The following is a 25,056-nucleotide window of genomic DNA, read 5'->3' on the forward strand; positions in this document are numbered from 1 at the left end:
AGTCGTTGACGGGTGCTGAACGAGCGACTGAAGCTTGTTGACGTGTTCACACTTGCCGCCCTCCTGACCACCTCCCTCCTCGTCGTACCGGCTGCTGACCCGCCGCCGATCCACTACGTAGACGCTGCGGCGGGCAATGATTCCGCCGCCGGGACCAGCCCTGCCACGGCCTGGAAGAGCCTCGCCAAGGTCAACGCCGCGAACTTCTCCGCCGGTGACCAGATCATGTTCAAGCGCGGTGGTTCCTGGACCGGAACGCTGACCGTGAAATGGAACGGAGTCACCGTCGGTGCCTACGGCACCGGCGCCCTGCCGAAGATCGGCGGCCCGGTGACGAACTGTGTGCACGTCACCGGCGCGAACGTCTTCATCGGTGATCTCCGCGCCAGCGGCTGCGAATGGGCCGGGTTCGAACTGACCGGCAGCAACATCGTGCTCGACACCATCCAGGCCGACAACAACGTCACCGGCGTCTCGATCACCGATGAGTCGCACGACAACGAGATCCGCTGGAGCACCATCGTCGACAACAACAAGATGAGCGTCGACGACGACAACCTGCCCGACGACGACTCGGGTGCGTTCGGGATCCTCGTGCACGGTGACGACAACAAGATCCGGCACAACACGATCAGTGGCAGCTTCCACACCAGCCACGACTACGGGTACGACGGTGCCGCGGTCGAGATCTTCAACGGCGACCGGAACTTCATCGAGTACAACAAGACCGCCGACAACGACAGCTTCACCGAACTCGGCCACGAGGAAGGCCAGACCGCGGACGACAACGTCTTCGCCTACAACTCGGTCACCTCGACGAAGCCCTCCGGCACCTTCCTGATCACCCGCGGCGCGAAGAGCCACATCGGTCCCGTACGCCGGACGCTGGCCCTCAACAACTCGGTCAACCTGCCGAACGGCGACGGCTGGAGCTGCGACCAAGGCTGCGGCCCCGGCATCCTCAAGCTGCGCAACAACATCGTCAAAGTCGGCAAGAAGGTCGGCTACGACGACTCCTTCGACACCCACAACCCCGCCGACGCCGCCGACGAGGACCGCGGCGTCTACCAGGGTGCGGTCTACCAATTCACCCTGGGTGCGCGCTCGGTGAAGGCGGATCCCTTGTACACAAGCGCTCTGGACCTCCGCCTCAAGGCCGGCAGCCCGGCCATCGGTCGTGCGGAGAGGTCCGGCTACGACGAAGACCTGGCCGGTAAGTCCCTCACCGGCCTGTCCGCCTGGGACTCCGGCGCCTACCAACGCTGAAGACGCGGACCCCAGCCACTCACCAACTCGTCCACGCCCCCCGACTTCACGCTCAGCCGCCTGGTTCGGACCTGCCCAGAAGGCAGTTGGTGAGTGCCGGGCGTCCGCTAGTCGAGGACTGCGGTCGCCTCGATCTCGACCAGGTGCTCGGGTACGTCGAGCGCCGCGACTCCGATCAGGGTTGCGGGCGGGGTCGCGGTAGTTCCGAGTTTGGTGGTGGCGCGGGTGATTCCTTCCAGGAGCGCGGGCATTTGGTCCGGTGTCCAGTCGACGACGTAGAAGGTCAAGCGGGTGACGTCGGCGAACGTGCCGCCCGCCGCGGCGAGCGCCGTACCGACATTGAGGTAGGCCTCTTCGACCTGAGCGGCCAGGTCGGCCGGGGCGTTCCAGGCGACCTGGCCGGCGATGAAGACGAGACGTGTGCCGGTGGCGATCGCGACCTGCTGGTACACGTCGACCGCCGGGAGTCCGTCGGGATTGATCAGTGTGATGGCCATGATGACCTCTCGTGGTCTCTTGTGGTTACTCAGGAACCGTAGGAGAGTGTGAGGCGGTACGGAAGAAGGCACTTTTCGGTGACGGGGGAACCTGATGGGAACCAAGCAGGTCATCGGCCTGTCGGCGGCGGAACAGGCTGATCTCGGCCGCGCGGATTCGCTGGCGCGGGAGATCTTCTCCGACGTGGCGAACAAGTGGGCGTTCCTGATCATCGAGACGCTCGGCGACGAGACGCGCCGCTTCAGCGACCTCCGCAATCGCGTCGGCGGCATCAGCCACAAGATGCTCACCCAGAATCTGCGCATGCTCGAACGCAACGGCCTGGTCGAGCGCACGGTCTATCCGACCGTCCCACCCAAGGTCGAGTACACCCTCACCGCGGCAGGTCAGGGGCTGCGGGCGACCGTCGACAGCATGTGCGCCTGGACCCACAAGTACTTCGACCACATCGAAACGGCTCGCGCGAGCTTCGACGAGTGATGGAGGGGGACGGCGTGTGCCATCCCCCTCCACTCCCTACTTCACGCCGTAAGCCGCCGTGATCTGCTGCTTCAGGCTGTTGCCCTTGGCATCGGTTGCGGTGATCCGCAGCGACGGGGACTGCTTGACCGTCAGTGTGGTCTTGTAGTGGCCGTCACTCGTCGGCGTCAGCGGCAGGCGGGTCCAGTGGGTCCCGTCGACTGAGGACTCCAGTCGGACGTCGGTGAACTTCGCGGTGGCCGCGCCGACTTGGTGGCGGAGGCCGAGGCAGAGCTCGGTGGGCTTGCCGGACGGGACGCGGTTGAGGAGGTCGAGTGCCGGTACGTCGAGATCGGCCAGCACCAGTGGCATCACCTCGTCCGCACCGCCGGCCGAGTGGAACGTCCACTCGGAATGGACGTTGGTTGAGTACTTCCAGAAGTCGGTGCTCCGACCGACGTCCAGCGTCGCCTTGTACGACGCCTTGTCGGCGGGCACGTCCGCAACCAGGTACGGCCCTTGGTTGGTTCCGACCTCCGTGCCGTTGCGCTCCAGCGCCAGGACGACGTTGTCGTTGGTTGCGTTGGAGTCCGACTCCTCATCGGGCCCGTGGCGGAAGGTGCTGAGGCCGAGATACAAACCGTCGGCGGTACGGCGGACGCCGTACAGGTCTGATTGACGGGTCGACAGGCCGCTGTTCTGCACGGACGTCATCCAGTCAGCGGTGGTGCGCTCGCCGGCGCGGAAGAGGCGCGAGCCATTGCCCGACATGGCCGTCTCCTGGCCACCACCGTTGTTGGCGACCACGGTGGTCGACCAGCGGATCTGGTCGCCGCCGAGGATGTACGACGTGCGCCGTGCCGGGGTAGCGAAGGTCGGGGCGAGGAAGCCACCGAGCTCGGTGCCGAACGGCGTCACACCGTGCCGGGATTCGGAGGTCGGCATGCCGTCGACCTGCGCGCGGAAGGTTTCGTCGACCCGGGCGAGCTGCTTGGGGGTCACTGTCAGGCTGGGCTTCGCCGGGACCTGGTTCGGCCACGGGACCATGAGGTCGTAGACGAACGGAGTCGCGGCCTGACCGGTCACACGGACGGTGCCCTTAAACGCGAGCAGGCGCTGGGCGTTGGTGCGCGACGTCCGCATCGACGGGATAGTGCCGCCGATCCCGTCCGCCGCAGCCCAGTAAGAGAACACACCGTTGTTGCCGGCAACATCCGGGTTGTAGAGCACCGCGGCCGCAGCGCCGGCGTCCTGCGCAGCCTTGATCAGATCACCGCTCCACAAGTCGTCCGGCGCCGCAATCACCGCGAGCTTGCCGCGGTAGTCCGCCGGACCCGACGCAACCTGCAGGTCCTTCACCCCGGTGAACCGCGGCCCGAAGTAGAAGTCCAGTACGTCGAACTCCTCCGTCCCCGCCGTGATCCGGTACGGCGGAACCTCCAGCCGCGACCCGGCACTGAACTCGCTCGTACCGGTCGTCACCTTGGCCGACGGAGCCGCCGTGACCAGCCGAGGGGCACCCGTGAAGCTGTACCCAGTACCCGCGACGAACTCGCCGGCCGCGTTCTTGCGCACATAACCGATCGACCGGTCCCGACTCGTCAGGCCGGGCTGACCAGCCGCCGCGAACTGAACCGTCTGCCCGCCGCGCCCGTCGAGCGTGACGGTCATGTCCTTGGTGACGTTCACCTCGGGAGTGACCGCGAAGTCGTACTCCTGCACCGGCGCAGCGTCGGTCGCCGCGGTCGCGAAGAACGCCGCCGCCTCGTACTTGCCCGGAGCGACCCGCAGGGTGAGCGTGCCGTTCGTCATGAACGCGCCCGGGACCGGGTTGCCGTCGAGCCGGCTGAGCGCGACGTCGCCGTTCGCCGTCGCGCCGGTCTTGGTGATGCCCTTGATCGTCAGGTTGTACAGCTCGGTTTCGGCCATCCATCCGTACGTCGTCACGATCGGATCGGCACCTTCAGCGGTGGCGGTGATCCGCCCGTCGAAATGTCCCGGGCCACCCGCGGCCCGATCAACCGTGACCGTCACGGACGCGTCCCCGTTGGCAGGCACAGTCACCTGGGACGCACTGAGCTTGACGTCGGCCGCCAGCTTCAGAACGACAGGAGCGGACGTCGGGTTGTGATAGGTCAGCACCTTGCTGACCGGATCCGAGGCCGGGTACGGCCAACGCAGTACGCCGAGCTCCAGCTCACCCGCATCCACAGTCACACTGTTGTCAGTGGCCTGGTCGGCGTCGACCCGGCCCGCACCCTGCTCGTCGAGACCGCTACCGGGCTGCGGGTCGGCCGTGGAGATCAGCCGCTCGCGGAGTTGGCGGAACGTCCAGTCCGGATGCGCCTGCGCGAGGAGGGCCGCCGTACCGGCGACGTGCGGCGTGGCCATCGATGTACCGCTGAGGGTGGTGTAGTGGTCGTCGACCGGCTCACCCATGTCGGTCCCGGCGGCACGGGCGGCAACGATGTCGGTACCCGGCGCGGAGATCTCCGGCTTGAGCGCGCCGTCACCCTTGCGGGGTCCGTGGCACGAGGTGGGGCTCACCGAGCCATCGCGTTGAAGGTTGCCGACAGCAAGGGCATCGTCTGCGGCCGCGGGGGCCGTGACGGTGGCCGCGCCAGGCGGGAAACAGTTGCCTGCAGCAACGACGAAGAGTAGGCCGGTCTCGGCGCTGATCCGGTTGACGGCCAGCGAGAGATCGTCGGTCCCGTCGCTCGGATCGTAGCTGCCGAGGCTCAGGTTGGCGACGTCGGCACCCTGGGTGGCAGCCCACTCCATGCCGGCGATGATGCTCGAGTAGTCACCGCCGCCGCTGTCGTCGAGCACCTTGCCGTTCAGCAGGGTCGCCTCCGGGGCGACACCCTTGTACTTGCCACCGGAGGCCGCGCCATCGCCGGCCGCGATGCTCGCGACATGGGTGCCGTGACCGGCGTGGTCGACCGCGTCCTCGGCGGCCGAGAAGTTCTGGTTGGCGGCGATCCGGCCGGCGAAGTCCGGGTGGGTCGGGTCGATCCCGGAGTCCAAAATGGCGATCTTGCTGCCCTTGCCGGTCAGGCCGCGCTGCCAGGCCGCGGGAGCGCCGATCTGCGGGACGCTCTGGTCAAGCTTCACCTGCACGCGCCGATCCAGCGTCACCCGCGAGATCGTCGAGTTGTGCACCGAGGCCCAGAAGCTGCCGGCCTTGGTCTTGGTGACCGCGGCCGCGCGAGCGCCGATGCTGGTCAGCGCCCGGCTGCCGGCCGCACCCGTGATCGCAGACTGCTTCGCGCGGGTCTTCGCCGTGGCCGCGGAACCGGCGTAATGCACGATGACCGGCATCGTCGCCGAATGCGCGTCGTCCCGCTGCTCGGCGATCAGTGTGGTCACGTCGAACAGGCTGCGGTCGAGCTTGCCGCTCGCGACCTCAGCGGCCGCAGCCGACGGTACGACGTACGTGTGGCCGGCCGAATACGTCGTCGCGGCCGCATCGGACCTGCTGCCCGGGCCAGGGATGAAGGCGACCTTCGCCGGCTTGCCGGCCGACTGCGTCACCTGGATCCGGTCGCCGGTGATCAGCGTGATCGAGGTGGGCGTGGGTGGGGGCTGGGGCGCGGCGGGTCGGGCCGCGGGACCTGCGAAGGCGGGTGTGCCGATCGTCAGGCCGAGGCCGACGAGAGGCACGATCCAGCGTTTCGGTTGCACAGGGGTTCCTCCTGAACCGGAAATCGATGTCATGCGGATTGACGTCACGAGCCGGGCCGGAGGTAAGCCTCCGGCCCGGCCTTTCGATCGTGGTGGAAAGGTCAGCGGGCCAGGCCGTAGGCGGCGGTGATCTGCTGGGTGATGCTGTTGCCGTCGGCGTCGCGTGCGGTGAGCCGCAGCGAGGGTGATTTCCCGGCCGAGGTGACGGGATGCGTCACTGTGGCCGAGTACTTGGAGCCGGAGCCGGTCAACGAGAGCGCGGTCCACGTGCTCCCGTCGTACGAGATCTCCAGCGTCGGCTTGGCGAACTTCGCCGTACTGCCGGATCCGAACTGGTGGCGTAGGCCGAGCGTGAGGTCGATGGGCTTGCCGACCTTGACCTGGTTCAGCGCATCCGACTGCGGTACGTCGAGATCCGCGAGCACCAGCGGCATCCGCTTCTCGTCCTCGCCGCCCTTGGACCGGAACGTCCAGGTGGTCTCCTGATGGGTCGAGTACCTGAAGACGTCTCCGTCGAATCCGGTCTTGAGCGCGATCGTGTAGTCGGCCGCATCCGCCGTCGTCTCGACGAACCCAGCTGCGTCGGTGGTGCTGAGCACCTCGACACCGTTGCGGGTCACGGTCAGTTCGCTGCCGCCGACTCCGGCGTACGCGGGCAGGTACTGATCGGCGCCGTGCCCGAAGGTGCTGAGGCCGATCGCCAGTCCGCCGCGATCCCGGCCGACGTAGGACGCGCGGCCGACGTCGCCGTCCGGGATCGAGCTGTTCCCGACCGCGGTCAACCAGCGGTGCTGCACGTGTTCGCCTGCGCGATACGTGCGCGGCACGCTGTCGAGCGCGGCGTTGGACAGCCCAGCGTCGTACGTGACAGTGCCTGCCCACTTGACCTGGTTGGCCTGCACGTACGCCGTCTGCCGAACCGGACCAGGAGAGCTGACGCTGCTGCCGCCGAGCCGAGCGCCCAACGGCGTGTAGCCGTACCGACCTTCAGAGACCGGTACGCCGGCCACCTGGGAGCCGAACGTCTCATCGACCCTCGCCAGCTGATCGGGCCGCACGCTGACGACCGGGTTGGCCGGCAACTGGCCCTGCCACGGCATGCCCAGGTCATACACGTACGGCGAAGTTGCCACGCCCGTGAGCCGAATGCTGACCGGGCCGGTCTTCAGCCGGTCGAGCAGCATTGCCGCGCTCGCGCGGCTCGTGCGAGCTGCCGGGATCGTGGGATCACCGTTGTCACCGAGGCGCCAGAACTCGCCGGCCCCGCCTTCGCCGGCGACGTCCGGGTTGAAGAGGATCACCGCCGCGGCTCCGGCGTCCTGGGCGTTCTTGGTCACCACGCCGTTGACGTCGTCACCCTCGCCGTTCCGGATCAGCACGAGCTTGCCGCGGCTTCCGGCAACCTCGGCCGGGCTGCCGTGACCGCCATCCACAACCGGCAGCTCCAGCTTGCCGGTGAAGCGCGGACCGGTGAAGTAGTCGAGGACAGGAAAGGCCGGCCCGCCGACGACAGACGCCCGGTACGGCGAGACCTCCAGCCGGGTACCGAACGCGAACTCGGCACTCCCGATGGTGGGCTTGGCCGTCCGCGATGCGGCGAAGACGTCATTCGTCGCGCCCGAGATCACGCCGCTCTCCTGGACGACGATCGACGGAACGCTGCGGACATAGGTGAGCGTCGCGTCGCGATGCCCGAGCTCCGCCTGCCCCTGGGCGCTGACGCCGACCCGCGTGGTCTTACGGGCGTCGAGCGTGATCGTGGTGTCCTTGCCGACCGTGGTCTCGTCGCTCGCGACCAGATCGAATCGCTGCGGTGCGGTGTCGGTCGCGTCCTGGAAGAACACCGACGAGGCGTCGTACGTGCCCGGGGGAACGCGGACGGTCGCCGTACCGTCGACGATCCGGAGGCCGAACGGGCCGAGATCGGGCTGCTCGATGTTGTCGAGGCGGTTCAGCGCCAGCTCGCCGTTCGCCGGAGCTCCGTTGTGCTGGATGCCCTTGATCGTCAGGTTGTAGAGCTCGCGCTCAGCCGTCCAGCCGACGAGTGTGACAAGGGGCTGGGTGCCGGTTGCGATGATCCGACCGGAGAAGCTGCCCGGGCCGGCCGCGCCCCGATCGACCGTCACAGTCACCTTGGCTTCGCCGTGCGCCGGTACGACGAGTTGGTCGGTACTGAGCTTGGGACCTGCGACATCGGCTGTCAGCTTCAATGTGACCGGGGTGGCGGACGAGTTGCGGTAGGTGAGGTCTCGAGTGACTGCGTCGTCGGCCGGGTAGGGCCAGTTCAGCCTGCCCAGCTCGAGTTTCGCGGTGTCGGCCGTGACGCCGTCCGCGGTCGCCTGGTCGGCGTCGACACGACCGGCACCCTGCGCGGTGACCTCGCTGCCGGGTTGCGGGTTGGCGGTCGAGATGAGTTGGGTCTTCAGTGCCGCGCTCTTCCAGTCCGGATGCGCCTGGGCCAGCAGGGCCGCCGTACCGGCCACATGCGGCGTGGCCATCGACGTACCGGTGAGTGTTGTGTAGTTGTCGTCGACCGGCGTACCGAGGCTGGTGCCGGCGGCGCGGGCGGCGACGATGTCGGTGCCGGGCGCCGAGATCTCGGGCTTCAGGGCGCCGTCGCCGAGCCGCGGTCCTCGGCAGGACGAGTCGTTCACCGAGCCGTCGCGCTGCAGGTTACCGACGGTCAGCGCCTCGTCGGCGGCACCGGGGGAGCCGATCGTGGCGGGATCCGGGAACGGACAGTTGCCAGCGGCAACGACAAAGAGGGTGTCCTGGCTGAGTCGGTCGACCGCCTGGGACAGGTCGTCGGTGCCGTCGCTCGGCTCCCGGCTGCCGAGGCTCAGGTTGACGACCGACGCGCCCTGGGCCGCGGCCCACTCCATCCCGGCGATGATGCCGGAGTCGTACCCGTTGCCGTCGTCGTCGAGCACCTTGCCGTTCAGCAGGGTCGCGTCCGGGGCGACGCCCTTGTACTTGCCGCCCGAGGCCGCGCCGTTGCCGGCCGCGATGCTCGCGACGTGCGTGCCGTGGCCGAAGTGGTCGACCACGTCACCGGTGCCGGAGAAGTCCTCGGCGGCGGCGATCCGGCCCTTGAGGTCCGGGTGGTTCGGGTCGATGCCGGTGTCGAGTACGGCGATCTTCACGCCCTTGCCGGTCAGTCCACGCTGCCAGGCCGCAGGCGCGCCGATCTGCGGGACGCTCTGGTCGAGGCTCGCGGTGACCCGATGGTCCAGCGAGATCCGCTCGACCGGACCGGCGGTTCGGGCAGACTTCAGCGAGCTCCAGAACGTGGCCGCCGAGCTCTTCTGGACGCGGGTCGCACGTGCGCCGATGCTGGTCAGCGAGCGGGATCCCGTCGTACCGGGGGCAGTTGGGCGGAGCGGAGCACCGGCGTACCGGATGATCACCGGCAGGGTTTTGGAGTGGGCGTCGTCGGCGCCCTCCGCGAGTAGCGTGGTGACGTCGAACAGGGCGCGGTCGAGGCGCCCGGAGGCGAGGCCGGCCGCGGCGGCGGTCGGGACGACGTACGTGTGACCGTTCTTGTAGCTGGTGATCGCGGCGGTTGAGCCGCTCCCGGGTCCGGGCTGGAAGGTGACGTGCTCGCGTTGGCCGGGCGCGGTCTGGACCTGGATGCGGTCGCCGGTGATCAGCGTGATCGTGGTGGGCGGGGCGGTCGTGGGCGGCCTCGGTGGAGCGGCGGCGGCCGGGGTGGCGAGCGCCAGGCTGAGGCCCACGAGCGGGGTGAGCCAGCGGTGGGATGGCAAGGGGGTTCCTCCTGGACCAGGCGGACTGCTGTCGTCGACTGGTACGGAGCGAACGGGCCGGAGGTTGGCAGTTCGGGTCCGGCCGAACCCTGACTCGACCCTGGAAATTTGTAGAGTTGAGTGGAATGGACTCAACTTTGGTTAGGTTGTACCTAGAGACTGTTGTTGTCTGGACTTGAAAGGCTGGAACTCCATGGATGTTCAGCGGTTGACGACGCTGGCCCGCGAAACGCTGTCGGTCGCCATCCGTCAGACCTCCGCGGCGGGCAACCCGACCGTGGAACCGATTCACCTGCTGTCCGCGCTGTTCGCGCAGCCCGAGGGGACCACGATCGGTCTGCTCGAGGCCGCCGGTGGCTCGGCGGACGCCGTACGGGCTCGGGTTGCCGAGCAGGTCGCGCGGCTGCCGAAGGCGAGCGGCGGGAGCGTGCAGGCGCCGAGCCTGTCGCCGAAGACCGGTGAGGTACTGAACCAGGCTGAGCAGCGGGCTCTTGGGCTCGGGGACGAGTTCGTCTCCACCGAGCACCTGCTGATCGCGCTGGCGACCGTCGACGGACCTGCCAAGACGGCGCTCGGGGTGACCCCGGAGGCGTTGCTGCAGGCGTTCGACCAGATGCGCGGCAACCGGCGGATCACCTCGCCGGAGGCTGAGGGCACCACCAAGACGCTGGAGAAGTACGGCGTCGACCTCACCGAGCGTGCTCGCGACGGAAAGCTCGACCCGGTGATCGGGCGTGACTCCGAGATCCGGCGCGTCGTCCAGGTGCTGTCCCGCCGTACCAAGAACAACCCGGTGCTGATCGGTGAGCCCGGCGTCGGCAAGACCGCCGTCGTCGAGGGGCTGGCCCAGCGGATCGTGGCCGGTGACGTGCCCGAGTCGCTGCGCGGCCGGCGGCTGATCAGCCTCGACCTCGGGGCGATGGTCGCGGGGGCGAAGTACCGCGGTGAGTTCGAGGAGCGGCTGAAGGCGGTGCTGACCGAGATCAAGGAATCCGACGGTCAGGTCATCACCTTCATCGACGAGCTGCACACCGTCGTCGGCGCCGGTGCGTCCGGCGAGGGCGCGATGGACGCCGGCAACATGCTGAAGCCGATGCTGGCGCGCGGTGAGCTCCGGATGATCGGTGCGACCACGCTCGACGAGTACCGGACGCGGATCGAGAAGGACCCGGCGCTGGAGCGCCGCTTCCAGCAGGTCTTCGTCGGTGAGCCGTCGGTCGAGGACTCGATCGCGATCCTGCGTGGGCTGAAGGAGCGGTACGAGGCGCACCACAAGGTGGCCATCTCCGACAGCGCGCTGGTTGCGGCCGCGACCCTGTCGAGCCGCTACATCAGCGGTCGCCAGCTGCCCGACAAGGCGATCGACCTGGTCGACGAGGCTGCATCCCGGCTGCGGATGGAGATCGACTCGTCCCCGGTCGAGATCGACTCACTGCGCCGTACCGTGGACCGGCTGAAGATGGAGGAGCTCGCGCTCTCCCGCGAGGAGGACGCCTCGTCGCAGGAGCGGCTGGAGCGGCTGCGCGCCGACCTCGCCGACCGCGAGGAGGAGTTGCGCGCACTCGAGGCTCGCTGGGAGCGGGAGAAGTCCGGCCTGAACCGGGTCGGTGAGATCAAGGAGCGCATCGACGAGCTGCGCGGCCAGGCCGAGCGCGCCCAGCGCGACGGCGACCTCGGGACCGCGGCCCGGATCCTGTACGGCGAGATCCCCGAGCTGACCAAGGAGCTCGAGGAGGCCGACGCCGAGCCGCAGGTGACCGACGGTCCGGACGCGATGGTCGGCGAGGAGGTCGGACCCACCGAGATCGCCGAGGTGATCGCGATGTGGACCGGGATCCCGACCGGCCGGCTGCTCGAAGGTGAGACCGGCAAGCTGCTCCGGATGGAGGACGAGCTCGGTCACCGCCTGATCGGTCAGAAGGAAGCCGTGAAGGCGGTGAGTGACGCCGTACGGCGGGCGCGGGCGGGCATCTCCGACCCGGACCGGCCGACTGGTTCGTTCCTGTTCCTCGGGCCGACGGGTGTCGGTAAGACCGAGCTGGCGAAGGCGTTGGCCGACTTCCTGTTCGACGACGAGCGGGCGATGGTTCGCATCGACATGTCCGAGTACAGCGAGAAGCACAGCGTCTCGCGGCTCGTCGGTGCACCTCCCGGCTACGTCGGCTACGAAGAGGGCGGTCAACTGACCGAAGCGGTACGCCGGCGTCCGTACTCGGTGATCCTGCTCGACGAGGTCGAGAAGGCGCACCCGGAGGTCTTCGACATCCTGCTGCAGGTGCTCGACGACGGCCGCCTGACCGATGGTCAGGGCCGCACGGTCGACTTCCGCAACGTGATCCTGATCCTGACCAGCAACCTGGGGTCGGCGTACCTGGCCGACATGTCGCTGGACGAGAAGGTCAAGCGCGACCAGGTGATGGCCGTGGTGCGGCAGTCGTTCAAGCCGGAGTTCATCAACCGGCTCGACGAGATCGTGCTGTTCGACGCGCTCGGCAGTGAGGAGCTGACGAAGATCGTCGCGCTCCAGATCAGCGCCCTCCAGCGCCGCCTGACCGACCGCCGGATCACCCTGGACGTCGACGAAGGCGCCATGGAGTGGCTGGCCCTGACCGGCTACGACCCGGTCTACGGCGCGCGTCCGCTGCGTCGCCTGGTGCAGTCCGCGATCGGCGACGAACTCGCCCGCGGCCTGCTGAACGGCAGCATCCGCGACGGCGAAACCGTCCGGGTCACGCTGAACGAGTCCAAGGACGCGCTGGAAGTCACCGCCTAGGATCAAGAGGTGACCGGGGCCGAGTACTACCGACAGAGCGAACCACCGCGGCAAGTCACGGTGGCGACCGTCGTAGTACTCGGCTTCGGCGTTCTCTACTTCCTGGTCGGTCTGATGGCACTCACCTCGGCCGGTGAGGGGGTGTCCGAGATCGTCATGGGCGACAAGGGCTCCGCGGCGGTGGTGGTCGTGGTCGCCTGGGTCGGCGCCATCCTCTACATCGTCCCGGCACTGTCGCTACGGGCCGGTCGGCCGTGGGCGCGGTACCTGATCATCGGGGTCGCCACCCTGGGGATCGTCGGCGGCCTGTTGAGCATCCCCACCGGCCTGCTCGGCCTGGTCCTGCATGCCGGACTGCTCTTCCTCATGCTCCGCCCCTCGACGAAGGCCTGGTTCCGCCGCTGATGGAGATCTGGATCAACCCCGCCTGCTCCAAATGTCGCGCGGCCACAGCAGCCCTCGACGAGGCCGGCGTCTCCTACACCGTCCGCCGCTACCTCGACGACCCACCTTCGGCCGCCGAACTGGACGCCGTACTAACCCGCCTCAACCTCGACCCCTGGCACGTCGTCCGCCACAACGAACCCGCGGCGGTGGCCCTGCACGATCTCCCCCGCGACGACGACCACCGCGCCGACTGGATCAACGCGATGGTCGCCGACCCGATCCTCATCCAACGCCCGATCATCACCGCCGACGACGCCACCACCGCCGTCGTACGAGACCCGGAGACGCTGGCCCGCTTCCTGGGCTAGCCGCGCCTGCCCTTCGCCAGTGCCTTCTTCAGGTCGGGGATGGTCGTGGCAGGCGTGATGATCTCCTGGCGGAGCCGGGTCAGTTTCGAGGTCTTGATCCGCCACTGGCCGTCGATCTTCACGTAGGTCTCGTGATAGTGCCCGGCTCCGTGCATGCCGATCGCGGGGGTGAGGTCGACGGTGTCCTCGAGCGCCCAGATTCCGGTCGCCGTCGTGGCCGAGGTCAACGTGATCTCGGGCGCTTGCACCTGGTGCACGGTGGTCTGCGACGGCTGACCGATCTGCTGCCGGACGAACGCGACGAATTCGTCGCCACCCGTCACGACCTTGCCGCCCGCGTCGGAGGTGTCGCTGACGAAGTCGTCGGTGAACACCTGGCGCCACGCACCCCACTGCTTGGTGTCGAGGAGACGGCAGTAGCGCGCCTTGAGCTGTTTGATCGCCTCGAGATCGTTGAGGGCGGCAACGTCGTACGCGCCGGGCTTCACCGTCTGGGCCTGGGCATCCGCAGGGCGCGACGTGGTGAGCTGTACGACGCCTGCAGCTAGCACCAGGGCGCCGATCAGGAGAGCGGCTGGGAGGGTACGAGTCCTCATGTCTGTGTCCTTGTCCTCTGTCGATGGTCAGGCGATGGCATCCCCCTCCCCGGCGATGCCATCGTGGCTGAGGCGAAGAGTAGCGGTACTGCTGACGAGGACGATCAGGGACTCAGAGCTTTTGGAGGCGGGTGAGGGCTTCTTGGAGGAGTTCTTCCTTCTTGCAGAAGGCCCAGCGGACCAGGGGGCGGCCGACGTCTTTGTTGTCGTAGAAGACTTGGGTGGGGATGGCGACGACGCCGGTGCGTTCGGGGAGGAGGCGGCAGAAGTCGATGCCGTCGGTGTGGCCGAGGGGGCGGATGTCGGTGGTGATGAAGTAGGTGCCGGCGGGGCGGTGGACCTCGAAGCCGAGGTCGGCGAGGCCGTCGGCGAGGAGGTCGCGGCGGGACTGGAGAGTGGACCGGACGCCGTCGAAGTAGTCGTTGCCTAGGGCAAGCGCATTGGCGACGGCGGGCTGGAAGGGTGAGCCGGAGACGTAGGTGAGGAACTGTTTGGCGGTGGTGACCGCGGTGACCACGTCGGGGGAGCCGGTGACCCAGCCGATCTTCCAGCCGGTGACGGAGAAGGTCTTGCCGGCGCTGCCGATGGAGACCGTGCGGTCGGCCATGCCGTCGTACGTCGCCAACGGGATGTGCCGGAAGTCGTCGTACACGAGATGTTCGTAGACCTCGTCGGTGATGACGACGAGGTCGTGTTCGACGGCCATGTCCCGGATGCCGCGGAGTTCGGCGTCGGTGAGGACGGTGCCGGTCGGGTTGTGCGGGGTGTTGATCAGCAGCACCTTGGTGCGCGGGGTGACGGCGGCGCGGAGTTCGTCGAGGTCGAGCCGGTACGACGGTGCGCGCAGCGTCACGGGGACTCGCCGGCCACCGGCGAAGGCGATGCCGGCGGCGTACGAGTCGTAGTACGGCTCGAGGGCGATCACCTCGTCACCGGGTTCGACGAAGGCGAGCAGGGCGGCGGCGATCGCCTCGGTGGCGCCGGTGGTGACCAGGACCTGCGTGTCCGGGTCGTAGGACAGGTCGTAGAACCGCTTCTGGTGGTCGACGATCGCCTGCCGCAGCGCGGGGATGCCGCGGCCGGGCGGGTATTGGTTCGCGCCGGCGCGGATCGCGGCGATCGCGTCCTCGAGCAGCGAGTCGGGACCGTCGGTATCGGGGAACCCCTGCCCGAGGTTGACCGATCCGGTCGCGACCGCGAGGGCCGACATCTCGGCGAAGATCGTGGTGCCCAGCCCGTTCAACCGCTCAGCGTGTCCGCGCATACCTCCGACCTTAACCGTTCGCGTTGCGCACCATCTGGGCGAGCCAGTCGCGGGCCGTGGCGCGATCCGACGCGGTGAAGGACGCCTCCAGTTCGGCCTCGACCTCCAGTACGGCGGGGGCCGCGGTCGCGAGGCGGTGTTCGCCGGCCGGGGTGAGGAACACCTGCTGGGTACGACGGTCCTGCGGGTGCGGGCGGCGTTCGGCCAGTCCGGCCTTCTCGAGCCCGGTGATCAGCTCGTTGGCGGATTGTCGCGCCGTACCGACCATGCGCCCGATGTCGGCGACGGTGAAGCCGGGGTGATGGGTCAGCACCATCAGGGCGCCGTACTGCTGCACGGACAGGCCGTGCTCGGCCAGTGCGACGGCGACGGCCGAGCGCATGGAGAGCCAGGCGTGCCGCACCAGGAACGTCACACCGAAGCTGTCGTCCGGACCACTCATGCTCCTCATTCTGCCGAACATGCGGAAATAACGATTGACAGGAACCTGTCAATCGCCGCAGACTGAAACCTCGTCAGGGTCCTGTCAATCATAGGAGACGTGGTGTCTCAACCGCCATTCCCCGCCCGTCCCGGCCGGGTGCTCGCCGTGCTCGTCCTCTCCGCCTTGCTCATCTGGATCGACTCGACGGTCCTCGGCATCGCCCTCGAACGCCTCGCCGACCCCGTTGACGGGCTCGGTGCAACCCCCGGTCAGCTCCAGTGGGCGATCGGGATCTACTCACTGCTCTTCGCGACCGCACTCTTCGCCGCCGGCGCGCTCGGCGACCGCTACGGTCACCGGACCGTGCTGATGATCGGCCTGGTCGTCTTCGGCGCCTCGTCCGCGTGGGCCGCCTGGGCGACCGGTCCGACCACGCTCGTCCTCGCCCGCGCCACCATGGGCCTCGGTGGCGCGCTGATCATGCCGACCTCGATGGCAATCCTCGGGAGCACCTTCGCCCCCGAACGGCGAGCCGGCGCGATCGCCGTCTGGTCATCCGCAGCCGGTGTCGGCGTCGCGGCCGGTCCCGTCCTCGGCGGTCTGCTGCTCAGCCGGTTCTGGTGGGGCTCGGTCTTCCTCATCAACCTGCCGCTGGTCGCCGTCGCGCTCGTCGGCGCTGCTCTCGTGCTGCCGAACCCGCGCAGCCCGCAACGCCGCCGCCTCGACCCACTCGGCCTGGGCCTGTCCACCCTCGGTCTGCTCGGACTGTCCTACGGCCTGATCGAAGGCGGTCACCAAGGTGGCTGGAGTCGCTGGCAAGTCTGGGCAAGTATCGCGGCCGGCCTCGTCCTGATCGCCGCCTTCCTGTACGCCGAGGCACGCGAACACGACCCGAGCTTCGACCCCCGGTTGTTCCGCAACCGCCATTTCGCGGCCGGCAATGTCGCTCTTGGCGCGCTGTTCCTGACGATCACCGGCCAGGCGTTCTACCAAACCTTCTACCTCCAAGGCGCCCGCGGCTTCAGCCCGCTGCATGCCGGACTACTAACGTTGCCGGGGGCAACAGGCGTCGTACTGGGCTCGCCGCTCGGTGCTCGGCTGGCCGCCCGGTTCGGGATCGCCCGCGTCTCCGGTACGGCGTTGGCCGCGTTCACGCTCTGCCTCGTCCTGAACCTGACCTATACCGTCGACACCTCGTTGGTGTGGTTCTGCATCGTCGGTGCGACCGCCGGTCTCGCGATCGGGGCTGCCGTCGCACCGACCACCGCGGGTGTGGTCGCGACCCTGCCGATGGACCGGATCGGCGCCGGATCCGCAGTCAGCAACGCGATGCGGCAGGTCGGCAGCGTGCTCGGGGTCGCCGTGATCGGCACGATCGTCTCGTCGACGTACCAACACGCGATCGCGCCATCCGTGGTCGGGCTGCCCGACGCGGTGGGCGAATCCGCCGAGGCGACCCGGCACTTCGCGGCCGCGTCCGGCCGTCCGCAGTTGGTGCCGCTCGCGAACGACGCGTTCCTCCACGCGATGCACACGGCCGCACTGGTTGCTGCGGGCTTCACCCTGGCGGGAGCGGTCGTCCTGATCGTTGCCTTCGGCTCTCGCCGAAGCCCGAGCGCGTCCACCTCGGAAGAGCAGGTGGCTGAACCGGTACGTCCCTAGGGTCTGGGTCATGCACAAGGTCTTGCTGGGAGTTGTCTGCGGGTTGCTCGTCGCCGGCGGGGTCACCGCCGGCGTGCGCTCCGGGAACCACGTTGCCGCGGCGCAATCCGACGTACCGGCTGCTCAGCATGACCGGATCGGGTTGTACCACTGGAGCTCGAACACCGTGGCCAAGCCGGCGGGCATCGACCGGCTGACCTGGGGTACCGATACTGCCGCGCGACTCGGCACCCGGACTGTCCGCATCGCGCTGACGGCAGCGGACAGCTACCAGGTGAACAACGCAGCGACGACGCTGACGGCGATAGCCCAGCAACCGGCGTACCGGACTGTGTTCTCCGACTCGCGGCTCTCCACCTACTTCCTGACGGTCTACTCGGCCGGTGATCTGCAGGGGAGTTGGAGCGACGGGTTCTCGGCGGCCGAGGGGCAGGCGACGCATGACGAGACTGCGGCCTTGGCGCGGTATCTGCTGCAGACCTATCAGGGCAAGAAGTTCGTCTTCCTCAACTGGGAGGGCGACAACGCGCTCCAAGCCTTCCCGTCGACGAACACGACGGCCTGGTCCGGTTATACGGACTGGATCAAGGCGCGCGTGAGCGGGGTCGCCGACGCGCGCAAGGCCGTCACTTCTACCAGCCAGGTCTACTCCGGGCTCGAGTTCAACGCGGTCAAGCGGCTCGATACCGGAGCGGCCTGCAACGCCACGGACAACAAGTGCGTGATCAGCTACGTCGCACCCAAGGTCGAGGCTGATTTTTACTCGTACTCAGCCTGGCAGTCACAGGACCCGAGCACGGTCGGCACGGACGCGGTGGCTGCGCGGTTGAGCGCCGACCTCAGTACGGCGTACAACGCGGTCGTGGGTGCTCGTCCCGCGATCACCCACGCGAACTTCGTTGTTGGAGAGTTCGGTACGGCGCGTGATGTGATGGGCGAATGTGTTGCCGCGGTTCGGATCCAGAAGACCATCGAGGCGATCGAGGCCTGGGGTGCGTCGTACGGGATCGCGTGGCAGACGATGGACAACGACCCGGCGAGCGGCGAACTCTTCCTTGGCTATGGCGCCTACAAGCGTGACGGCTCACCTTCGCTTGGCGGTCAGACGTTGGCGAATCTCTACGCGACCGGTACGGCGACAGCGCCGTCCGGGGTCTGTGCCGCGATCAACAACGGCGGCGTGGTGAACGGTCAGACGTTCAAGCCGGTGATCCATCGCCACGACGTGATCTCGATCTTCGGCGCCAACTTCTCCAAGACCGGCAATGTCGTCTGGATCAAGCAGAACGGCAAGTTCACCGCGATCCGGGCCGGAGGCTCGTGGTGGTACGAGTCTCCGACCCAGATCAACGCTGTCCTACCGGATGCGGTGGTGGCGGGTAACAACGTCACCGTCTCGGTCACCGGCTTCGACGGCCGTGACTCCAACAGTCAGGTCATCACCGTGTTGTCTTAGTTCCTTAGCTCCAGGGCGATGGAGCCGGCGGCGGTACAACGGTAGGCCGGTCCTCGCACCAGGTTGCGCCGTACCAGTTGCCGTCGTTGCCTGTCAGCAGCCGTACGTCGAACTCCGGCGGGCCGTCGAAGTGGAAGGTGCCGCAGTTGTTGACGAACGGCGCCCCGACGTTGCGGGCGTCGACGTTCTCGAAGGAGGCGAAGCCGCCGACCCGTGCGTTCACCACGCCGGTGCCGGTGCCGTCGACCTTGATGTTGCGGACGGCAACGTTGTTGATCGCGTAGGTGTCCTTCACCGGCCAGTCGACGACGAACATCATCGCGTTGTACGTCGAGTCCAGGAACGAACTGTCGGTGATCTGCAGGTCGGCGTTCATCGTGGACTGCAGGGCGTAGAGCCAGATCGCGCCGAGCCCGATGTCCCAGTTCAGATCGCGCGGTCCACCGCGCACCGTCGTATTGCGGGCGAAGGTGAGCTTGCCCTCGAACGGTGTCGCGTTGAAGCGGGATCCGGCGTGCAGCGTGCTGCCCTCGCGGATCGGGTCCGCGACCAGGTTGTCGGTGACCGCGTTGTCCTTGCCGCCGTAGATGGCGATGTTGTTCGCCAGGACGGGGGTCTGGACGGTGTTGTGGTCGTAGACGTTGTCGTGGTTGACGAGATTCTGGGCGTTGGACTCGGACCACATCGCGAGGCCGTCGTCACCGCTGTTGCGGACGAAGTTGTTGGTGGCGCGGACGTTCGAGACACCGAGGTGCAGGTTCATGCCGTCGGCGACCGCGTCGGTGATGACGTTGTTCCGGATCAGCAGGCCGTCCATCGGGCCGTCGAGCCAGATGCCGACCTTGGTGTGGTGCAGGTAGAGGTTCTCGATCGTCGAACCGCCGCCGATCGCACCGCCGATTCCGTTCACCTGGTCGGTGTCGATGCGTTCCCGGACGTCGCTCTCGATCGCGAAGTCGGAGAGGTGGACCTGCGTGCTGCCGCCGGCATCGGCGTACTTGCCGTAGAACCCGGGTGCGCTGTGGACGGACTTGTCCGGCGCGGGTTCGGCGAGCGGCAGGACCTTGCCCTTGATGATCGTGTGCCAGTTGCCGGCGCCGCGGACGGTGACCTTGTCGACCACGATGTGACGGTTCACCTGGAACGTGCCCGCCGGGATGAACACCGACCAGCCGATCTTCTTCGCGGTCGCGATCGCGCGGTCGATGGCGGGCGCGGCATCACGCCGGCCGGTCGGGTCGGCCCCGAACAGCCGTACGTCGAGCGAGTGCGCCGGCTGCCGGTTCGGCGCCTTCACCAGCTCGAAGTCGGCGACGTCGATCACGGTCCAGGCGGCGTTCGTGTGCTTCGGTACGGCGAATCTGACGCGATCGCCGGCCTGGTAGGTCCGGTCCAGCAGCACGCGCTGTTCGTCGTAGAAGTGGTTCGGCCGGAACGGCTTGGCGACCGGGTCCGGCTCGGGCTTCCACCAGCCGGGGGTCGGGTCGGCGTTCGGGTCGTTGGAGAACGGATACATCGCGTACAGCCAGGAGTACTCCGACGTGAGCGTCAACGTGCGCTTGTGCTTGCCGTTGACCGTCACGTCGAGTGGTGCGCGGATCCCGCCGCCGGTTGGGGCGTCCGGGATGCTGTAGCGCAGGGTCAATGCGTTGGCCGCGTGCGTCAGCGTGAACTCGACGTACTGCTGAGCTTGCAGCCGTACGGCGGTCCGGCCGGACGCCTCGGCGGGCAGCGTGTAGGCCTCGCGGCCCGGACCGATCTGCTCACCGGTGAAGAAGGCGTTCTCCGCCTCCTGCTCGACGAACGGAACGCTGGCTCCCCGTCCGGCGACCAACGCCGGATCGAGCCCGGCCCGAGTGATCCGCGGTGCCGGCCGAGCAGCCATCGCGGTAGTAGTGAGCGTCGCGCCGAGCACGGCCGTCGTCAGGGCGACGGCCAGGGCGCGCAGGTGTGTTCGGGACATTGGCGGATCCCCTCCAGACGAACTGCCTGGAGGTTATGCAGTAGACCACCCCACCGCAAGATCTCGACAGAACTTAGAAAAAACCCGGCGGTTGGGGGGGTTGAGGAGGATTAGTTGGGTTGGGGGGTGGGGCGGAGGGCTCGGAGCCAGAGTTCGGTCTGGGCGATGTGGGCGGAGGCGGCGGTGGCGGCCGCGGCGGGGTCGCGGTGGGTGATGGCGGCGAGGATCGCGCGGTGACCGCGGTCGCTGGTCAGTTTGATCGCGTCGAACTCCACGCCGGGCTCGAAGATCCGGTAGTGCCCACCGCGCCCGCGGATGACGGCGGTCAACGCGGTGACGGTGGGGTTGCCGCCCGCCGTACAGATCGCGCCGTGGAACTCGGCGTCGAGTTGCTGGATCTCGGCTGCATCGGTGGTTGCTTCCAGGCGGTCGAGGATCTCGGCCAAGCGGTCAGCCAGTTCGGGGTCTTGGCGTGCGGCGGCTGAGGCGGTCGCGTGTGCTTCGAGCACGCGTCGGACCTCGAGCAGTTGGAGTACCCCTTCGAGCGGGATCAGCTCCACCGACAACGAGAACCGGCTGATGATCTCCGCCGGATCCAGTGCCGACACATACGTCCCCGACCCGTGCCGCGACTCGATCACCCCGAGCGCCGCCAGCGACCGCACCGCCTCGCGCAACGAACTCCGCGACACCCCGAGCCGGTCACACAACTCCGGCTCCGGCGGAAACTTCGCCCCCGGCCCCAGCGCCCCGGACGCGATCATCTGCCGCAACCCCGTCAACGCCGTGTCAGTCGCCGCCACCGCTCACCTCCGCATTCCTCAAGTCCTCAGACCATTCAAGCCCACAATCGCCCAATTCCGCCAAGAATGCGAGCCAGCACCGCCAGTCATCAGACATCAGCCCGTAGGAATGCGGTCAAGTCCCACGCCCGCCAGCGTCGCGGCCCGAGCACCTCGTACGGCGAGGGCCCGGCGATCGGATCGCCCGAGACCCACACGGTCGCCATTCCGAGCTGTTCGGGAACGCGCAGGTTGACCGCCAGATCGTCGCAGAACACGGCGCGCTCCGGTGTGGCGCCGTACTGGTCGACGAAGCGTTGGTAACTCTCGGGATAGGGCTTCGGGATGAGCTGCCCGGCCAAGATGTCGAAGACGCCGTCGAAGAGCCCGGTCAGTCCGAGCCGGGCCAGAGCCTGGTCAGCGTGGTAGGCGGAACCGTTCGTGAAGAGGAGCTTCCGCCCAGGCAACCCGCTCAGTACGGCGGCCAGTGCCGGGTCGGCCTGCAGGACCGAGTAGTCAATGCTGTGTTCCCACTCGAGGTAGTCATGTGGGTCGATGCCTCGGGTGTTCATGAGGCCGCGGAGGGTGGTGCCGTGGTCGGCGACGAGGGTTGCTTGGAGGCGGCGGGTCTCGGGTTCGTCGGCGTTGAACAGGTTGGCGAGGTAGGCGCGGATGCGGGCGTTCATCTGGTCGGCGAGGCCGGTGCTTGGTGGGTAGAGGGTGTTGTCGAGGTCGAGGATCCAGGTGTCAGTGGCGGTCGGCACCTGGCCAGATTAGTAGTGACAGACTGGGGGCTGGGATCGATGGGAGGACGACGTGGCGACTGCGCTCATCACGGGACCTACTGCCGGTATTGGCCGGGCCTTTGCGGACAAGCTGGCGGGTGAGGGGTACGACCTTGTGCTGGTTTCGCGGGACGGGGCTCGGCTGAAGGAGGTCGCGGCGGAGCTCACGCAGCAGTACGGCGTGGAGTGTGAGGCGCTGGCCGCGGACCTGACCGATCCCGAGGACCTGGCGCGGGTGGAGGCGCGGTTCGGGAGTGGGCCGATCGAGGTGTTGGTGAACAACGCCGGCTTCGGTCAGAAGAAGCCGTTCTGGGCTAACCCGATTGAGGCCGAGGAGAAGCAGCTGGATCTGCTGGTGCGGGTGGTGTTGCGGCTGACGCATGCGGCGGTGCTGCCGATGATCGAGCGTGGGTCGGGCGCGGTGATCAACGTGTCGTCGGTCGCCGGGTTCGTGCAGCGAGGGAGTTACAGCGCGCACAAGTCGTGGGTGACGAACTTCTCGGCAGGACTGGCGATCGAGCTGCACGCCAAGGGGGTTGCGGTGATGGCGTTGTGCCCGGGGTTCGTGCACACCGAGTTCCATGACCGGATGGGGATGGACAAGACGATCATTCCGTCGTTCATGTGGCTGGACGCGAAGGATCTGGTCGACGCCGCGTGGAAGGATCTGATGCGGGGCAAGGCGATCTCGATCCCGAGCCGGCGGTACAAGCTGCTGGCCGCCGCGGCGCGCTACACCCCACGCACGCTGATCGCGCGGGTCTCCACGGTCGGGCTGGACGGGCGCCGCCGTACCTGATCGGTCGTGATCAACTCGTATCCCAACCGAAGTGGTCCAGACCACGTCCAACCCAGCACCAAAGGTGAAGGGTTGGAGTCATGAACACTCGGGGAACGCGGCGCGTGATCGCCGCACTAGGACTGGCGGTCACCGGCGTCGCGCTGGTGGCCTGCGGCAACCAAACAGCGGCCGGAGAGGCACCCTCTAGTACGCCGACGCCAAGCGCCTCAGCACCCAGTACGACGGTGCTACCGCCCAAGCCGTCGACCCAGCCGCCGACAGAGGCACCGACCGCGACAGCGACTCCGACCTCCGGACCGACGTCCAAGCCGGTTCCGACGCCGAGCTCGAGCCCGTCCAAGCCAGTCGTCCAGCGCCTCGCCAACGCCATGCTGCTCACCGGCAAGGAGGTCGCCGCGGCCGACCCGAAGCGCGGCTGGAACGCGCGGCCCGGTACCGACGATCCGATCTGCGGCAAGGGCGCGACCCAGGGGAACGGCGTACAGGGGCGACTGGTCCGTGCGTTCACCAACGACCTGGACGCGACCGGCGCCCAGTTCCTGACGCGTTATCAGAGTCCGGCCGCGGCCAAGGCGGCGTACGAACAGATCGTCGCCACGATCAAGTCCTGCAAGGCGACCGCGCCCGACAAGAACCGCGCCCGCAAGCTCACCGAGAACCGCACCCTCGCGCTCGGCGACGCCACCGCGATCCTGCGCTGGTACGACTACCCGCTGAAGAGTGACCAGGGCAGCGAGGACAGCGGCTTCCCGTACGCCGTGACTCGCAAGGGAACCGTGGTCTCGGTCGTGGCGTTCGGCGAGATGGGCAAGGGCATCGCCCCCGCCCACTGGGAGGCCCTCGCCCGCAAAGCCGCCGCCAAGCTCCCGTAGTCAGCGCAGCGGATCGTCCGTCCCGGGCTTCGAGGGATCGCCGATCAGGGTGACCGCCGCGGCGATCGCCTTCGCGTCGAGCGGCGGGGAGGCGGCGCCGTCGGCGGCCAGCCCCGGCGGCGTCTTCGATGGTCGAGTGACCTGGGCTACAGCTTGTCGGCAACCTCGGTCAGTACGTCGAGCGTCGCGGTGATCAGCGGGTGATCCGCGCGGCTCCGCCGGACGGCGGCGTACACGCGTCGTACTGGGGCCGGATCGGGCAGCGGACGGATCAGCGCGAGGGTCGGCGCGGGGACGGCGAGGCGGGGGACCAGCGAGACTCCGGCGCCCGAGGCAACCAAGGCGGCGACCGCGTGGAAGTCGTCGGACTCGTGGGCGATCTTCGGCTGGAAGCCGGCCTGCTCACAAGCCAGCAGTACGACGTCCCGGATCGGATTACCCGGCGCGGTCATCACCCAGTTGTCGCCGGCAAGCATCGAGAGATCGACCGCGTCGTGACCGGCCGCCGGGTGGGTCGGCGGGAGGACTGCCACGAAAGGCTCGGCGTACAAGGGGATTCTCGTCAGCCGCTGGTCGTCCGGGCGAGGTGAACCGCGATGCTCGACGGCGATGGCGAGGTCCGCGTCGCCGTCGAGGAGTTGGGTGATGCCTTGGTGGCCCTCGGCGTCACGGACGACGAGCGTGAGGCCGGGGCTGGTTTCGCGGAGGCGGGCCAGGGTCGGTGCGACCAGGAGGCTGATCGCGGTCGCGAAGGCGGTGATCCGGACCTCGCCGGTCGTTCCGTTGGCGAACAGCTTCAAAGCGTCCTCGGCCCGCTCCACCTCGCCGAGGATCGTGTCTGCGTGGGTCAGAAGCAGGCGGCCGGCGGAGGTGATCGCGACCCGGCGGCCGCGGCGTTCGAGCAACTCCTGGCCGACCTCGGACTCCAAGGCGGCCAATTGCTGGGAGACCGCCGAGGGCGTCAGGTGCAGCACCTCGGCGGCCGCAGTAACGGTGCCGTGATCAGCAAGCGCGCGCAGGACCCGCAGCCGTCGTACCTCGATCACAGGCCTCAGCTTGGCACACCTCGCCGCCGACGCGGTCCGGTCGGTCCAGCAGACGCCGTACGGCGTTGGTCAGCAGGCGGCGCTTCGGCTTGTGCAGCCGGATCGGGGCGTCAGGTGCGGCGGAGTGCATTTCCTCATGGATGGATTTGACGAAGGAGAACGGGATGTAGCTCATGTCTTCGACGGTAAGAACCGGCGAGGTGAT

At 68.0% G+C, this 25,056-nt stretch carries 20 protein-coding genes; 9 read left to right on the top strand and 11 right to left on the bottom strand.

What is annotated here, in order from left to right:
* Positions 1 to 42: 42 nt before the first annotated feature.
* The gene (locus ACIA49_RS06795) at positions 43 to 1,266 is read left to right on the top strand and encodes a hypothetical protein (protein ID WP_396376157.1); all 1,224 of its coding nucleotides are present in this window, start codon (positions 43 to 45) and stop codon (positions 1,264 to 1,266) included.
* 107 nt (positions 1,267 to 1,373) lie between these two features.
* On the opposite strand, the gene ACIA49_RS06800 is transcribed toward ACIA49_RS06795, so the two are convergent.
* Entirely contained in the window at positions 1,374 to 1,763 is a 390-nt protein-coding gene (locus ACIA49_RS06800; protein WP_396376158.1) for a RidA family protein, read from the bottom strand.
* Positions 1,764 to 1,857: 94 nt separating this feature from the next.
* Between ACIA49_RS06800 and ACIA49_RS06805 the strand changes: the two genes are divergently transcribed.
* A complete protein-coding gene (locus ACIA49_RS06805; protein ID WP_396376159.1) occupies positions 1,858 to 2,244 on the top strand; it encodes a winged helix-turn-helix transcriptional regulator in 387 nt (128 codons plus the stop codon).
* 36 nt (positions 2,245 to 2,280) lie between these two features.
* On the opposite strand, the gene ACIA49_RS06810 is transcribed toward ACIA49_RS06805, so the two are convergent.
* Together ACIA49_RS06810 and ACIA49_RS06815 are read right to left on the bottom strand one after the other, a co-directional pair.
* The gene (locus ACIA49_RS06810) at positions 2,281 to 5,907 is read right to left on the bottom strand and encodes a S8 family peptidase (protein ID WP_396376160.1); all 3,627 of its coding nucleotides are present in this window, start codon (positions 5,905 to 5,907) and stop codon (positions 2,281 to 2,283) included.
* Positions 5,908 to 6,008: 101 nt separating this feature from the next.
* Complete coding sequence (locus ACIA49_RS06815; protein ID WP_396376161.1) at positions 6,009 to 9,671, bottom strand: S8 family serine peptidase; 3,663 nt, start codon at positions 9,669 to 9,671, stop codon at positions 6,009 to 6,011.
* Between the two features lie 193 nt (positions 9,672 to 9,864).
* Here ACIA49_RS06815 and clpB point away from each other — a divergent pair, with 193 nt between their 5' ends.
* The 3 genes from clpB to ACIA49_RS06830 are packed head-to-tail and all read left to right on the top strand — an operon-like array spanning position 9,865 to position 13,199.
* The gene (gene clpB, locus ACIA49_RS06820) at positions 9,865 to 12,444 is read left to right on the top strand and encodes an ATP-dependent chaperone ClpB (protein ID WP_396376162.1); all 2,580 of its coding nucleotides are present in this window, start codon (positions 9,865 to 9,867) and stop codon (positions 12,442 to 12,444) included.
* Positions 12,445 to 12,453: 9 nt separating this feature from the next.
* Entirely contained in the window at positions 12,454 to 12,849 is a 396-nt protein-coding gene (locus ACIA49_RS06825) for a hypothetical protein (RefSeq protein WP_396376163.1), read from the top strand.
* Entirely contained in the window at positions 12,849 to 13,199 is a 351-nt protein-coding gene (locus ACIA49_RS06830; protein WP_396376164.1) for an ArsC/Spx/MgsR family protein, read from the top strand. The genes ACIA49_RS06825 and ACIA49_RS06830 overlap by 1 nt, the downstream gene beginning before the upstream one ends.
* Here ACIA49_RS06830 and ACIA49_RS06835 read toward each other — a convergent pair.
* From ACIA49_RS06835 to ACIA49_RS06845, 3 genes are all read right to left on the bottom strand, one after another.
* Entirely contained in the window at positions 13,196 to 13,795 is a 600-nt protein-coding gene (locus ACIA49_RS06835) for a nuclear transport factor 2 family protein (protein ID WP_396376165.1), read from the bottom strand. The genes ACIA49_RS06830 and ACIA49_RS06835 overlap by 4 nt on opposite strands.
* 112 nt (positions 13,796 to 13,907) lie before the next feature.
* Positions 13,908 to 15,059, bottom strand: coding sequence for a pyridoxal phosphate-dependent aminotransferase (locus ACIA49_RS06840; RefSeq protein WP_396376166.1), 1,152 nt, complete (start codon positions 15,057 to 15,059; stop codon positions 13,908 to 13,910).
* 10 nt (positions 15,060 to 15,069) lie between these two features.
* Positions 15,070 to 15,501, bottom strand: a complete 432-nt coding sequence (locus ACIA49_RS06845; RefSeq protein ID WP_396376167.1) for a MarR family winged helix-turn-helix transcriptional regulator — start codon at positions 15,499 to 15,501, stop codon at positions 15,070 to 15,072.
* 102 nt (positions 15,502 to 15,603) lie between these two features.
* Here ACIA49_RS06845 and ACIA49_RS06850 point away from each other — a divergent pair, with 102 nt between their 5' ends.
* Both ACIA49_RS06850 and ACIA49_RS06855 read left to right on the top strand, forming a co-directional pair.
* Positions 15,604 to 17,145, top strand: a complete 1,542-nt coding sequence (locus tag ACIA49_RS06850; protein WP_396376168.1) for an MFS transporter — start codon at positions 15,604 to 15,606, stop codon at positions 17,143 to 17,145.
* A gap of 10 nt (positions 17,146 to 17,155) precedes the next feature.
* On the top strand, positions 17,156 to 18,601 hold the full coding sequence (locus tag ACIA49_RS06855) for a hypothetical protein (RefSeq protein WP_396376169.1): 1,446 nt from the start codon (positions 17,156 to 17,158) through the stop codon (positions 18,599 to 18,601).
* 4 nt (positions 18,602 to 18,605) lie between these two features.
* Here the strand turns inward: ACIA49_RS06855 and ACIA49_RS06860 are convergent, their stop codons facing one another.
* From ACIA49_RS06860 to ACIA49_RS06870, 3 genes are all read right to left on the bottom strand, one after another.
* Complete coding sequence (locus ACIA49_RS06860) at positions 18,606 to 20,564, bottom strand: glycosyl hydrolase family 28-related protein (RefSeq protein WP_396376170.1); 1,959 nt, start codon at positions 20,562 to 20,564, stop codon at positions 18,606 to 18,608.
* A gap of 110 nt (positions 20,565 to 20,674) precedes the next feature.
* The gene (locus ACIA49_RS06865; protein ID WP_396376171.1) at positions 20,675 to 21,367 is read right to left on the bottom strand and encodes a FadR/GntR family transcriptional regulator; all 693 of its coding nucleotides are present in this window, start codon (positions 21,365 to 21,367) and stop codon (positions 20,675 to 20,677) included.
* Between the two features lie 89 nt (positions 21,368 to 21,456).
* Entirely contained in the window at positions 21,457 to 22,110 is a 654-nt protein-coding gene (locus ACIA49_RS06870) for a pyrimidine 5'-nucleotidase (RefSeq protein ID WP_396376172.1), read from the bottom strand.
* Between the two features lie 52 nt (positions 22,111 to 22,162).
* On the opposite strand from ACIA49_RS06870, the gene ACIA49_RS06875 reads away from it, so the two are divergent.
* Together ACIA49_RS06875 and ACIA49_RS06880 are read left to right on the top strand one after the other, a co-directional pair.
* The gene (locus ACIA49_RS06875; RefSeq protein WP_396376173.1) at positions 22,163 to 22,930 is read left to right on the top strand and encodes an SDR family NAD(P)-dependent oxidoreductase; all 768 of its coding nucleotides are present in this window, start codon (positions 22,163 to 22,165) and stop codon (positions 22,928 to 22,930) included.
* Positions 22,931 to 23,010: 80 nt separating this feature from the next.
* Positions 23,011 to 23,805 (top strand): hypothetical protein, encoded by a 795-nt coding sequence (locus tag ACIA49_RS06880; protein ID WP_396376174.1) that lies wholly within the window; start codon positions 23,011 to 23,013, stop codon positions 23,803 to 23,805.
* Positions 23,806 to 23,951: 146 nt separating this feature from the next.
* Here the strand turns inward: ACIA49_RS06880 and ACIA49_RS06885 are convergent, their stop codons facing one another.
* Positions 23,952 to 24,851 carry a LysR family transcriptional regulator gene (locus ACIA49_RS06885; protein ID WP_396376175.1) on the bottom strand — a complete coding sequence of 300 codons (900 nt, stop codon included), beginning with the start codon at positions 24,849 to 24,851 and terminating at the stop codon, positions 23,952 to 23,954.
* The gene (locus ACIA49_RS06890) at positions 24,808 to 25,026 is read right to left on the bottom strand and encodes a hypothetical protein (RefSeq protein ID WP_396376176.1); all 219 of its coding nucleotides are present in this window, start codon (positions 25,024 to 25,026) and stop codon (positions 24,808 to 24,810) included. The genes ACIA49_RS06885 and ACIA49_RS06890 overlap by 44 nt, the downstream gene beginning before the upstream one ends.
* Between the last annotated feature and the right edge of the window lie 30 nt (positions 25,027 to 25,056).

The sequence above is a fragment of the Kribbella sp. NPDC051587 genome (assembly GCF_044453945.1).
Lineage (GTDB): Bacteria > Actinomycetota > Actinomycetes > Propionibacteriales > Kribbellaceae > Kribbella.

Bases quoted from the DNA above. Each gene is read 5' to 3' on its own strand.
- clpB (WP_396376162.1), top strand. From the start codon at position 9,865: ATGGATGTTCAGCGGTTGACGACGCTGGCCCGCGAAACGCTGTCGGTC.
- ACIA49_RS06835 (WP_396376165.1), bottom strand. From the start codon at position 13,795: ATGAGGACTCGTACCCTCCCAGCCGCTCTCCTGATCGGCGCCCTGGTG.
- ACIA49_RS06830 (WP_396376164.1), top strand. From the start codon at position 12,849: ATGGAGATCTGGATCAACCCCGCCTGCTCCAAATGTCGCGCGGCCACA.
- ACIA49_RS06860 (WP_396376170.1), bottom strand. From the start codon at position 20,564: ATGTCCCGAACACACCTGCGCGCCCTGGCCGTCGCCCTGACGACGGCC.
- ACIA49_RS06855 (WP_396376169.1), top strand. From the start codon at position 17,156: ATGCACAAGGTCTTGCTGGGAGTTGTCTGCGGGTTGCTCGTCGCCGGC.
- ACIA49_RS06845 (WP_396376167.1), bottom strand. From the start codon at position 15,501: ATGAGTGGTCCGGACGACAGCTTCGGTGTGACGTTCCTGGTGCGGCAC.
- ACIA49_RS06800 (WP_396376158.1), bottom strand. From the start codon at position 1,763: ATGGCCATCACACTGATCAATCCCGACGGACTCCCGGCGGTCGACGTG.
- ACIA49_RS06880 (WP_396376174.1), top strand. From the start codon at position 23,011: ATGAACACTCGGGGAACGCGGCGCGTGATCGCCGCACTAGGACTGGCG.
- ACIA49_RS06890 (WP_396376176.1), bottom strand. From the start codon at position 25,026: ATGAGCTACATCCCGTTCTCCTTCGTCAAATCCATCCATGAGGAAATG.
- ACIA49_RS06840 (WP_396376166.1), bottom strand. From the start codon at position 15,059: ATGCGCGGACACGCTGAGCGGTTGAACGGGCTGGGCACCACGATCTTC.
- ACIA49_RS06805 (WP_396376159.1), top strand. From the start codon at position 1,858: ATGGGAACCAAGCAGGTCATCGGCCTGTCGGCGGCGGAACAGGCTGAT.